Origin of the sequence: Cytobacillus oceanisediminis 2691 (assembly GCF_007678455.1) — a bacterium.
Taxonomy (GTDB): Bacteria; Bacillota; Bacilli; order Bacillales; family Cytobacillaceae; genus Mesobacillus; species Mesobacillus oceanisediminis_A.
Genome location: NZ_VEEP01000006.1, coordinates 26949 through 39653 on the forward strand (window position 1 = coordinate 26949; position 12705 = coordinate 39653).

Below are 12705 nucleotides of genomic sequence, written 5' to 3' on the forward strand. Positions count from 1 at the left end.
AAAAGGTTGCTGTATCTGTGATACAGACGTTAGGAGAACTCGGTTAAGCCGAGCAAAAGTTATGTTGTCACTCGCTGGTGACAGTTATTATTATAACACACTGAGGACTTTTTTCAACTGGTACACTCTTCCTCAGCTGACAAGCTTACATTTTCTGGCGCTCACGGAATGCACGCTCAATGTCGCGGCCTGCTTCCTTCTTCTTCAGTGTTTCACGCTTGTCGTAGTTCTTTTTACCCTTACCAAGACCGATTAAAACCTTCGCGAAACCATTCTTCAGATAAATCTTCAATGGCACAAGCGCATAGCCTGCTTCCTTTGTTTCCCCAATCAGCTGGTTGATCTGGCGTTTGTGGAGCAGAAGCTTCCTTGTGCGAAGCGGATCATGGTTATAACGGTTTCCCTGTTCATATGGGCTGATGTGCAGATTGTATAAGAATAGCTCACCATTATGGACTTTTGCGTATGAATCCTTCAGCTGGACACGTCCGTTGCGGATTGATTTGATCTCTGTTCCCTGGAGGACGACTCCGGCCTCATACGTTTCTTCGATGAAATAGTCATGGTTCGCTTTTTTATTTTGCGCGACGACTTTTCCCTCACCTTTTGGCATAAAAACTTCCCCCTTCTATGTTCTCTCATTTTAGCAAATAAAGCCTTCTCCTACAACGAAAAGCGCAAGGCTGGAGGGCAATAAAGAGCCCCTTCATCAGGAGCTCTCATTTCACGCCTTGCCTATTTTCTCTTCTTCGATTTGCGTTTTGCGGCTGGAGCATTCTCGAAGAATTTCTTCTTCTTGCTCTTTGGCTTTGAACCGGTGCTTGAGCCTGAGCCGTTTCTGCCGCCACCTGAACCTCTGCCTCCCGAGCTTCTGCCTCCGCGCTTGCCTTCTTCCTCTTTTCCTCGGCGCGGTTTTTTCTCGCTGCTGCCTGTCTTGAAGATCTTTGGCTGTGCCGGGCGCTCACGTCTTGGTGTACCCTTCATGCCGACGATTTCAAAATCAATGGAGCGTTCATCCTTGTTTACCTTGATGACTCGGACAGTAATTTCATCGCCGATTCGGAAGACATTGCCTGTTCGCTCACCAATCATCGCCAGGTGGCGTTCATCATAGCGGTAATAATCATCCGTCATGTAGCTGACATGAACAAGACCCTCGATGGTGTTAGGCAGCTCGACAAACATACCAAAATTCGTAACGGAGCTGATGATTCCATCATATTCAGTTCCAACCTTGTCTTCCATGTACTCCGCTTTCTTCAGCTCATCTGTTTCACGTTCCGCTTCGACCGCCCGGCGTTCCATATTGGAAGAGTGCTCGGCAATATCCGGCAGCATCGCATTCCATTTTTCCTTCGTTGCCTGATCGAGTTTGCCCTCGATTAAATAAGTCCTGATCAAACGGTGGACAATTAAGTCAGGATAACGGCGGATCGGCGATGTGAAGTGCGTGTAATAGTCTGTAGAAAGTCCAAAGTGTCCAAGGCTTTCAGGATAATATTTGGCCTGCTGCATCGAACGGAGCATGACAGTTGATACAACCATTTCCTCGGGTTTTCCCTGAACCTCTTCAATGATTTCCTGGAGCGCCCTTGGATGTACTCCATTTGCAGAACCTCTTACAAGGTAACCAAAGTTGGTAATGAAATCGAAAAATTTTCTCAATTTATCCTCTTTAGGATCTTCATGGATACGATAGATGAATGGCACTTCAAGCCAGTGGAAATGCTCTGCAACCGTTTCGTTCGCAGCAAGCATGAATTCCTCGATCAGCTTTTCAGCAACCGAGCGTTCGCGTATCACAACATCAGTTGGATGGCCTTCTTCATCGACCAGTACCTTCGATTCTTTAAAATCAAAGTCGATTGCCCCGCGAGCCATCCTCTTTTTACGAAGTATAGCTGCCAGTTCTTCCATCAATTCGAACATCGGTACCAAAGACTCATAACGTGAGCGGGTTTCTTCGTCCTTATCAACAAGGATACGATTTACATCAAAATACGTCATCCGCTCAGTCGTCTTAATGACACTTTGATAGATTTCATGGTCTACGACCTGGCCTTCAGGTGTGATTTCCATATTACATGACAAGGTCAGGCGATCCACTTTCGGATTCAGCGAGCAAATACCATTTGATAAACGGTGCGGAATCATCGGGATTACCCGGTCGACCAAATAAACGCTCGTCGCACGGTCTTCTGCTTCACGGTCAATTGGTGAATCCTCGGTTACATAGTACGTAACATCTGCGATATGAACGCCAAGTTTATAGTTGCCGTTTTCAAGCCTTGTTACCTGGACTGCATCGTCAAGGTCCTTGGCATCTGCGCCGTCTATCGTAACAATGACTTCATTGCGAAGGTCACGGCGGTTTGCGATTTCACTCTCATTGATTTGGTCTGGAGCATTATTCGCCTGCTCCATAACTTCGTCTGGGAATTCCATCGGCAGTCCATGTTTGTGGATGACAGAAAGGATATCGACACCAGGGTCATTTTTATGGCCAAGAATCGCGGTGACTTCTCCCTCTGCACTTTTGCGTCCTTCAGGGTAGCTCGTCAGTTTTACGACAACCTTATGCCCTTCGACTGCCCCCATGCCGGCTTCCTTTGGAATAAAGATATCACTTGTGAATTTCTTATCGTCAGGAATGACAAAACCAAAGTGTTTGCTTTCTGTATAAGTGCCGACAATTTGCGATACTCCTCTTTCAAGGATGCGCACTACTGTCCCTTCACGGCGCTGGCCAGAACTGTCTGACGATACGCGGACAAGGACTGTGTCACCGTTCATCGCATTACTCGTTTCATTCGGGGGAATGAAGATGTCATCCATTCCTTGCTCTTCTGTTATGACAAAAGCAAAGCCTTTAGCATGTGCGCTGAAACGGCCGCGCACTAGATTCATTTTTTCCGGAAGGCCGTACCGGTCACTTCGGGTTCTGACTACGAGGCCCTTTTCTTCCATGACCACAAGCGCTTTGACAAAATCCTTGAATGTCGAGGAGTCCTCGATTCCAAAGGCATTCTCAAGCTCCTGTACGGTAAGCGGCTTGTAGGCTTCATCCTTCATATAATGCAACAGCCTGTCTATATGGGCTTTAATATTCTCATCCATATGAATCCCTCCTTCTATTTAGGGTTCTTTTCCTTTATTCTTTCCAATCTAACGACTCAAGAAACTCATAAACATCTTCATGCAGCTGGTCACGTTCTTTATCAAGCGTGATGACATGTCCTGATTCTTCATACCACTTGAGTTTTTTATGTTCAGACTCGATGCTATCGTGAATGATGTTTGCGCTGTCAGGATCGATGATCACGTCATTGCGCGCCTGGACAACAAATGTCGGAGCATAAATCAGGTCGATGCTTCCGCGGACTTCCTTGATCAATTCCTGAAGGTCTTTCAAGGTGGACATGGATTTTTGTTCGAGTTCCTTTACCTCCGCCTCGATTTGCTCTTCCGGCTTGCCTTCCATCCGCTTGTATTCCCGCGCATACTCAAGCACGCCCCGGTACATCAACTCTTCTGTCTTAAGATGCATCGGTGCACACATTGGCACGATTCCCTTTAGCGGCTTTGTATATCCAAGCTTCAGGGACAGGACGCCTCCCAGTGATAATCCGGCAACCGCTATTTCCTCATATCCTTCACTCTTGAGGAATTCATATCCGTCAAGCGCGTCCTGCCACCAATCTGCAGGTCCAGTATGTATAAGTTCTTCAGGCGGTACCCCATGTCCTTTAAAAACTGGTGCATGGCTCGTATAACCTTTTCCTTCTAAAAATCGTCCCAGCATCCTGACATCCGCTGAGTTGCCGGTAAATCCATGGAGCAGTAATACCGCTCTTTTTCCAGCTTTAAATGTAAATGGTCTTGGCACTAACTTTCTCATTTTCCTACTCCCTCTATCTGATTTCTTCCTTAGTTTTAACAAACATGCTTGTAACATTCAATTAAAAGCCTTTATATATGTAAATACCCATATTCAGTATAAATATGTGAGGTTTTTTGCACACAATAAAACCCGGCCTCTTGTGGAAGCCGGGTCATTGTTTGTATTATAGTTTGAAATAAGTAACGGCAATAGTCAGGACAAAAAATAGTACAGATAGAACAACCGTGACTCGGTGAAGGACTAAATCCAGTCCCCTTGCCTTCTGCTTACCAAACAATTGCTCAGCGCCGCCGGAAATCGCACCGGATAGACCAGCACTCTTGCCTGACTGAAGAAGAACAACCGCAATAAGCCCAAGGCTCACAATCACTAAAAGAACGGTTAAAAATGTATGCATGACGTACCTCCCGATAAAACTGCTAACAGTATTTTAAATTTATCACATTTTCGGGAATGAAACAATACTTGTCCGAATTGTTGTGAATTTTATTGGGCACGTACATGTCACACTTGTCCATTCCCGCTAGTTTATTGAAGCAGGAAGCAGCGAATTCGATCTGTACAGCAGATCGGAAACGGTCGTGCATTGGTATCCATTCTTATATAAAATCTCGAGGATGTCCTCAACCGCCTTCACCGTTTGTGAACGGTCTCCGCCAGCATCATGAAAAATAATCACATCACCTGGCCGAGCATCGGAAACGACATTCTGTGTGATTTTCGCTGCTCCCGGCCTGCTCCAATCCCGGGTTTCCTGATGCCATGACCAAAGGATGACATTGTAGCCGCCCTTAATCGCCGTATCGACGATTTCCTTGTCATAATAGCCGGCAATCGGCCTGAACAGAGTGGGCGATGTTCCAGTCAGGCTTTCGATGATTTCCGAGTTTTTAGCGAGTTCTTTTTTCAACATTGCCGGGGAATAGCCGTCCCGGAAATGATGCCGATAGGTGTGATTGCCGATTTCGTGCCCCTCTGCAGCCTGGCGTTTCACGATCTCCGGATATCTTTCCGCCTCCTCGCCAATCACGAAAAACGTCGCCTTGGCCTTGTATTTTTTCAGAGCATCAAGGATTTGCGGAGTATAGGTAGGATCCGGCCCGTCATCAAACGTAAATGCCACAAGCTTCTCCTCTACCGGGATATCCCAGAATACGTGACCCGTCTTTTCGAACTTCTCTCTTTTTACAGAGGATGGAGTGGCAGATGCAGGCATGACATTATATAGTGTAAAAACCATCAACAAGACAGCAGCCAGGGTAACCCTCTTCATATGAATCCGCTCCAATCATCATTTAATGAGTTTTTATCTATTATTGTGCGGATTTACTAGCGAGTTTATTTCCTGAGAATGATTCCATGTTTTGTCTATCCATTCAATTAGACTTCTACGGGAAACTTTTCCAGGTTCTCCTCTTCTTTTTGTCCGTTAGAGCCCTTCTATCGGACACTTTTTCGGGGTTCTCTTCTTCTATTTGTCCATTAGAGACCTTCTATCGGACACTTTTCGCGTTTCTTCTCTTCTAATTGTCCATTAGCGGCTCAAAAAAAAACGCCGGCAGCATCGTCATGCTACCGGCGTTCGGTTTTAGGGGGAATGAATCCCTCGTTAGATTACTTCTTTAGGTTGTAGAAAGATTTGATTCCATTGAAACGAGCTGTTTCACCAAGCTGGTCTTCGATGCGAAGAAGCTGGTTGTACTTCGCTACGCGGTCTGTACGTGATGGAGCACCAGTCTTGATTTGGCCAGCGTTTGTTGCAACAGCGATGTCAGCGATTGTTGAATCTTCTGTTTCACCAGAACGGTGAGAGATAACTGCAGTGTAGCCTGCGCGCTTAGCCATTTCGATTGCATCGAAAGTTTCTGTCAAAGTACCTATTTGGTTAACTTTGATCAGGATTGAGTTTCCAACGCCCTGCTCGATACCTTGAGCAAGCTTTTTAGTGTTTGTAACGAACAGGTCGTCACCAACAAGCTGAACTTTTCCGCCAAGGCGCTCAGTCAATAGCTTGTGGCCTTCCCAGTCGTTTTCATCCAAACCGTCTTCGATTGAGATGATTGGGTATTTAGAAGCCATTTCTTCGTACCAGTCAACCATTTCTGCAGAAGTTTTAACAACGCCTTCTCCAGAAAGGTGGTATTTGCCGTCTTCTTTGTTGTAGAACTCAGAAGATGCAGCGTCCATAGCAAGCATTACTTGCTCGCCTGGCTTGTAGCCTGCTTTTTGGATAGCTGTCACGATTGTTTGAAGTGCTTCTTCGTTTGAACCAAGGTTTGGAGCGAATCCGCCTTCGTCACCAACAGCTGTGTTCAAGCCTTTTTCTTTAAGAACAGACTTCAGGCTGTGGAAAATTTCCGCACCCATGCGAAGTGCTTCTCGGAAGTTTTCAGCGCCAACAGGCATTACCATGAATTCCTGGATGTCCACGTTGTTGTCAGCGTGCTCGCCGCCGTTCACGATGTTCATCATTGGAACTGGAAGCTGCTTGGAGTTGAATCCGCCAAGATATTGGTACAAAGGAAGGTCAAGATAGTCTGCAGCAGCGTGTGCAACAGCCATGGAAACGCCAAGGATTGCGTTAGCGCCTAACTTGCCTTTGTTTTCAGTACCATCTAATTCGATCAGAGCCTGGTCGATACCGATTTGGTCAAGAACGTTGAATTCTTCGCCAACAAGGAAAGGAGCGATGATTTCGTTCACGTTTTCAACTGCTTTCAGAACACCTTTTCCAAGGTAGCGGCCTTTGTCGCCGTCACGAAGTTCAACTGCTTCGTATTCACCAGTTGAAGCACCACTTGGAACTAGTGCGCGTCCGAAAGCTCCTGATTCTGTAAAAACTTCTACCTCAACTGTTGGGTTTCCGCGGGAATCCAATACTTCACGTGCGTATACGTCTGTAATAAATGGCATAAGTATCTCTCCTTATAATTAAAGTTTTTTGATTAAAGTTTTTCCAGTCATTTCAGCTGGCTGGTTCAGTCCCAGTAATTCAAGCATTGTCGGAGCAAGGTCGCCCAGAATTCCGTCTTCACGAAGCTCCACGCCTTCCTTGGTCACAATGACTGGAACCGGGTTAGTAGTATGAGCGGTCATCGGATTGCCTTCAAGGGTAACAACCTCATCAGCGTTTCCGTGGTCAGCAGTGATGATCGCTGTTCCGCCTTTAGAAACAATCAGGTCAACGATGCGTCCGAGGCACTCGTCAACTGTTTCAACTGCCTTTATGGTTGGCTCAAGCATGCCAGAATGTCCTACCATGTCCGGGTTCGCAAAGTTCAAGAGAATCGCATCGAAGTTATCTGCTTCGATTTCTTTGATCAATGCATCTGTCACTTCGTAGGCACTCATTTCAGGCTTAAGGTCATATGTCGCAACCTTTGGCGAGTTGATCAGGATCCGCTGCTCGCCCGGGAATTCCTTCTCACGGCCGCCGCTCATGAAGAACGTTACATGCGGATACTTTTCTGTTTCAGCGATGCGAAGCTGAGTCATGCCAGCCTGGGAAATCACTTCACCAATAGTGTTATCCAAGTTGGTAGGCTCGAACGCCACATAACCGTCAACCGACTCACTGAAGTGTGTCAAGCACACAAAGTGAAGGTTCTCAGGATGGCCTTCGCCGCGATCGAATGAACGGAAGTCTTTATTTGTAAAAGTGTTCGAAATCTGGATTGCACGGTCCGGACGGAAGTTGTAAAAAATCACAGCATCGTCGTTTTTAACCGTCGCAACTGGTGAGCCATCTTTCTTAACAAGGACAGATGGAACAACGAATTCATCAAAGATTCCATTTTGATAGTTATCTTCAATGAGTTCCATTGGGTTCGAATACGTAGGTCCGTCGCCATACACCATTGAGCGGTAAGATTTCTCCACACGCTCCCAGCGCTTGTCGCGGTCCATTGAATAGTATCGCCCGGAAATCGTTGCAAATTCACCTACTCCGATTTCACTCATTTTTTCAAGAGTTTGTTTGATATAGCCTGGTGCAGTTTGCGGTCCAACATCACGGCCGTCAAGGAATCCGTGTACATAAACCTTTGTCAGGCCTTCATCAGCCGCAAGCTTTAAAAGAGCAAACATATGCTCAATATGGCTGTGCACGCCGCCGTCAGACAGCAGCCCCATCAGGTGAAGGGCAGTGCCTTTTTCCTTTGCATGCTTGATCGCTGCAAGGAAGGTTTCATTTTTTTCAAATTCACCTTCACGGATGGAAATGTTCACACGTGTAAGGCTCTGGTAAACGATTCGGCCGGCACCGATGTTCAGGTGGCCTACCTCAGAGTTTCCCATTTGGCCCTCTGGAAGACCGACCGCTTCACCGCTTGCCGTTAAGTTCGCGTGCGGGAAACTGTTCCAATAGCGGTCAAAATTTGGCTTTTTCGCTTGTGCAACGGCATTGCCTTTAGACTCAGGCCGGCATGCAAAGCCATCCAGAATGATTAATGCTGTTGGTGACTTTTTACTCATTCGTACCTGCCTCCAATAGCTGCAAGAAGGAATCTGTCTCAAGGCTTGCTCCGCCGACCAATGCGCCGTCGATGTCAGGCTGGGACATGTATTCCTTGATGTTAGCTGGCTTTACGCTTCCGCCGTACTGAATACGGACCGCTTCAGCCACTTCTGGTGAAAATTGCTCTGCAACCACTTTGCGGATGTGCGAGCAAGTTTCGTTCGCATCTTCAGCTGTGGAAGATTTGCCTGTTCCGATTGCCCAGATAGGCTCGTAGGCGATGACCGTTTGTTTAACCTGCTCCTCAGTAAGTCCGTTAAGCGCAGCTTTGATCTGGCCGCCGACAAACTCATTTGTTTCGCCGTTTTCACGCTGTTCAAGCGTTTCGCCACAGCAGACGATTGGAGTCAGATTATATTTGAATGCAGACAATGTCTTCTTGTTAACTGTGTCATCAGTCTCGTTGAACATTTCACGGCGTTCAGAGTGTCCGATAATCACGTATTTCGCACCGATATCCTGCAATGCTTTCGGGCTGACTTCGCCTGTAAAAGCACCGTTTTCTTCAAAGTGCATGTTTTGTGCGCCAATTTCAAGATCTGATTCCTGTGTTAATTCAACGAGCTGTCCAAGGAACAGAGCAGGAGCACATACAACGGATTCAACCTTGTCCTTTGAGGGAACAAGTCCGCTTACTTTTTCGATGAAATCTTTAGCTTCAGGCAGCGTTTTATGCATTTTCCAGTTACCTGCAATGATTGGTTTTCGCATGCTGACACTTCCTTTCAAGATTGCTGATTATACTGCGTTTGTCACTTTTAAAAATTACCCTCTGGATGTTGGGTCTTACATTGCGGGCGGGGCATCAGTCATCAGGATCCGCACCCTTACACTGCTGCAGCACCGCTCCGAAATAAAATTTTACTTATCGTTCAATGCGACTACTCCTGGCAGCTGCTTGCCTTCCATGAATTCAAGTGAAGCGCCGCCGCCTGTGGAGATGTGGCTCATTTTTTCAGCCAGTCCGAACTTCTCTACTGCTGCTGCAGAGTCGCCTCCGCCGATGACTGAATATGTATCGCTTGCATCGGCTAATGCTTGTGCTACAGCTTTTGTTCCTTCTGCGAACTTATCGATTTCGAATACACCCATTGGTCCATTCCAGATAACCAGTTTGGACTTCTGGATGACATCGCGATAAGTTTCAGCTGTCTTCGGTCCGATATCAAGAGCTTCCCAGTCTGCAGGAATTTCTTCGATCGCTACGACCTTTGTATTTGCATCCGCAGAAAAATCATCGGCAACGATTGCGTCAACCGGCATGTAGAAGTTCACGCCTTTTGCCTTAGCTTTTTCCATGAAGCTTTTAGCCAATTCAATTTTATCTTCTTCTAAAAGAGATTTGCCGATTTCGTGGCCCTGTGCTTTTACGAATGTGTAAGCAAGTCCGCCCCCGATGATCAGGTTATCTACTTTTTCCAACAGGTTATCGATGACGCCGATTTTGTCTTTTACCTTCGCGCCGCCAATGATCGCTGTGAAAGGACGCTCTGGGTTTGACAATGCTTTTCCAAGTACTTCAAGCTCTTTTTCCATCAGGAAGCCAGAGACAGCTGGAATATACTTGGCGATGCCTTCTGTTGAAGCATGGGCACGGTGAGCAGCTCCGAATGCATCGTTTACATATACATCTGCAAGCTCTGCAAATGCTTTTGCAAGTTCAGGATCATTCTTCTCTTCGCCTGGATAGAAACGGACATTCTCAAGAAGCAGGACATCGCCCTCGTTCATGCTGTCGATTTCAGATTTTACAGTGTCGCCGTAAGCTTCATCTGTTTTCTTTACATCCTTGCCTAGCAGCTCAGACAAACGCTTTGCTACTGGAGTCAAACGCAATTCTTCAACAGCCTGCCCTTTTGGACGGCCAAGGTGGCTTGCAAGAAGGACTTTTGCACCCTGATCAACCAGGTACTTGATTGTTGGCAGTGCTGCACGGATCCTTGTTTCATCCGTAACCTGTCCATCCTTCATCGGCACGTTGAAATCAACGCGGCAAAAAACTCGTTTTCCTTTTACATCCACATCTTTTACTGTCTTTTTGTTCAAGGCTAGAGACCTCCTTTAAAATGGCGCATATGCGCGATTAAGCAGAAAAAGAGGAGAGGGAATTTACCCCGCTCCCCTTTTCATCCCACTACATTATAGTCGTAAATGGATGGTTAATCCAATATTTGCTTACAGACCTTTTTTAGCGATGAAATCAACCAGGTCAACTACACGGTTAGAGTAGCCAGACTCGTTGTCATACCAAGAGATAACTTTTACCATGCTGCCTTCCATAACCATTGTTGAAAGTGCATCGATTGTAGAAGAGTTTGCACAGCCATTGTAGTCGCTAGATACTAGTGGCTCTTCGCTGTATCCAAGGATACCTTTAAGTTCGTTTTCAGAAGCTTTCTTGAATGCAGCATTGATTTCTTCAACTGTTACGTCTTTTTCAAGCTCAGCAACAAGGTCAACTAGTGAAACGTTTGGAGTTGGAACACGCATTGCTCCACCGTTCAATTTGCCTTTAAGTTCAGGCAATACTAGTGAAACTGCTTTTGCAGCACCAGTTGTTGTAGGAATGATGTTTTCCGCAGCTGCACGCGCACGACGGTAGTCTTTGTGCGGAAGGTCAAGAATTTGCTGGTCATTTGTGTATGAGTGAACAGTTGTCATCATACCGCGCTTGATTCCGAAGTTGTCGTTCAGAACTTTCGCAAATGGAGCCAGGCAGTTTGTTGTACAAGATGCATTAGAGATTACGTGGTGGTTAGCTGCATCGTACTTGTCATCGTTAACACCCATAACGATTGTGATATCTTCGTCAGATGCCGGAGCAGAAATGATGACTTTCTTTGCGCCTGCTTCAAGGTGTTTAGCAGCGTCAGCACGCTTTGTGAAACGGCCAGTAGATTCTACTACTACCTCTACGCCAAGGTCGCCCCAGCCAAGTTGAGCTGGATCTCTTTCAGCAAGTACTTTCACTTTGTGGCCGTCAACTACAAGGTAGTCACCGTCAACTGTGATTTCTTCGTTCAATGTTCCGTGAACAGTATCATATTTTAAAAGGTGAGCAAGCATGTTTGCATCAGTTAAATCGTTAACTGCAACTACTTCCACATTAGGGTTCTTCAATGCCGCGCGGAAAACTACGCGTCCAATACGTCCAAATCCGTTAATACCAACTTTTACTGCCATGAGTATTTCCTCCTTTGATTCCTATAAAAGGTGTTGTTTATATTAAGGTGTTACCCTTGTAACAATGTTTTAGCGGCTCCTTCATCCGTGACCAGGATGGTCGAGGAAGGCGCCTGTTTCATATAGGACCTGATCGCCTTTGCCTTTGACTGTCCGCCGGCAACCGCAATGATATTGCCTATATTTGCGAGATCATCCAGCTGAAGGCCAATCGTCAGCACTTTGTGGACGATTTCACCCTCTTCATTGAAATAATAGCCAAAAGCCTCGCCGACTGCTTTTCCATCAAGGATTTTCTGCAAATCCTCAGGGCTGGTATTACGGCGTTCCGCCATTGTAATAGCGTCTCCAATACCATGTAAAACCATGCTCGCTGATTTAACCAAATTCCATACTTCATAAATCAGCGGTTCTTTGATGAAGGACTTGTAAACTTCGGTGCTGACTTGGTCCGGTACATAAAAGACCCGGTTGCGGGAATTCGTATTATCCGCCATGATCGCGCAAACCGTGTTTGCCTGATTCTTGACGTCCTCGCCGATTCCGCCCCTTGCCGGCACGAAAACTAAATCCTTTTCGCCAAAGTCGGGAGTAAGGCTTTCCGCCACAGCCGCCATAGTCGATCCTCCTGTTACCGCAATGACATCCTTGCTTTTTAGGAGCTCTTTCATACTATTGGCTGTCGCACGCCCCAGCTCACTTTTCACCCATGGCGACTTGTCGCTGTCCCCTGGGACAACTATGACCCTTCGAATGCCCATGCGCTTTTCGAGCTGATACTCTAATGTGTTTATACCCATTATGTCCCGCATTACTCTATCAAGACTTTCCAGTATATCTTTTCCCTCTTTGGTCAGCGTCATTCCCGAAACCGACATCGAGATCAGATCCTGGTCTTTCAAAAACTCCACCTCAGAACGCAAAACCCGTTCAGTCAAATTCAGGCTGACCGAAAGATTTCTCCTGCCAACAGGCTGCATCACATTTATGTATTGGAGGATGAGGTATCGTTTTTGCATAACTTGCAATAAATCGGGCAATATTCTTTTTTGAATATCAATGAGCGAAAAGTCCATGTTGATATTCTCCTTTATAAGTGATGGAC

The 12705-nt window shown here is 46.3% G+C and carries 11 protein-coding genes; all 11 read right to left on the reverse strand.

The genetic code is table 11. The annotated features are described in order from the left end of the window. Window positions 1–145: 145 nt before the first annotated feature. Window positions 146–613 carry an SsrA-binding protein SmpB gene (gene smpB, locus FS736_RS12840; RefSeq protein WP_079506883.1) on the reverse strand — a complete coding sequence of 156 codons (468 nt, stop codon included), beginning with the start codon at window positions 611–613 and terminating at the stop codon, window positions 146–148. Window positions 614–735: 122 nt separating this feature from the next. Beyond that, complete coding sequence (gene rnr, locus FS736_RS12845; protein WP_144477866.1) at window positions 736–3117, reverse strand: ribonuclease R; 2382 nt, start codon at window positions 3115–3117, stop codon at window positions 736–738. A gap of 34 nt (window positions 3118–3151) precedes the next feature. Beyond that, on the reverse strand, window positions 3152–3898 hold the full coding sequence (locus tag FS736_RS12850; protein WP_144477868.1) for an alpha/beta hydrolase: 747 nt from the start codon (window positions 3896–3898) through the stop codon (window positions 3152–3154). A 166-nt stretch (window positions 3899–4064) separates the two neighbouring features. Continuing rightward, window positions 4065–4298 (reverse strand): preprotein translocase subunit SecG, encoded by a 234-nt coding sequence (gene secG / locus FS736_RS12855; RefSeq protein WP_144477870.1) that lies wholly within the window; start codon window positions 4296–4298, stop codon window positions 4065–4067. Window positions 4299–4424: 126 nt separating this feature from the next. Further along, the gene (locus FS736_RS12860; RefSeq protein ID WP_260983592.1) at window positions 4425–5174 is read right to left on the reverse strand and encodes a polysaccharide deacetylase family protein; all 750 of its coding nucleotides are present in this window, start codon (window positions 5172–5174) and stop codon (window positions 4425–4427) included. A 341-nt stretch (window positions 5175–5515) separates the two neighbouring features. Next, complete coding sequence (gene eno, locus FS736_RS12865; RefSeq protein WP_144477872.1) at window positions 5516–6814, reverse strand: phosphopyruvate hydratase; 1299 nt, start codon at window positions 6812–6814, stop codon at window positions 5516–5518. A gap of 18 nt (window positions 6815–6832) precedes the next feature. Then, window positions 6833–8374, reverse strand: coding sequence for a 2,3-bisphosphoglycerate-independent phosphoglycerate mutase (gene gpmI, locus FS736_RS12870; protein WP_144477874.1), 1542 nt, complete (start codon window positions 8372–8374; stop codon window positions 6833–6835). Beyond that, on the reverse strand, window positions 8367–9128 hold the full coding sequence (tpiA, locus tag FS736_RS12875) for a triose-phosphate isomerase (RefSeq protein WP_144477876.1): 762 nt from the start codon (window positions 9126–9128) through the stop codon (window positions 8367–8369). The genes gpmI and tpiA overlap by 8 nt, the downstream gene beginning before the upstream one ends. 150 nt (window positions 9129–9278) lie before the next feature. After that, a complete protein-coding gene (locus tag FS736_RS12880) occupies window positions 9279–10463 on the reverse strand; it encodes a phosphoglycerate kinase (RefSeq protein ID WP_144477878.1) in 1185 nt (394 codons plus the stop codon). A gap of 129 nt (window positions 10464–10592) precedes the next feature. Beyond that, window positions 10593–11600, reverse strand: coding sequence for a type I glyceraldehyde-3-phosphate dehydrogenase (gene gap / locus FS736_RS12885; protein WP_079506865.1), 1008 nt, complete (start codon window positions 11598–11600; stop codon window positions 10593–10595). A gap of 50 nt (window positions 11601–11650) precedes the next feature. Beyond that, a complete protein-coding gene (locus FS736_RS12890; RefSeq protein WP_144477880.1) occupies window positions 11651–12676 on the reverse strand; it encodes a sugar-binding transcriptional regulator in 1026 nt (341 codons plus the stop codon). Between the last annotated feature and the right edge of the window lie 29 nt (window positions 12677–12705).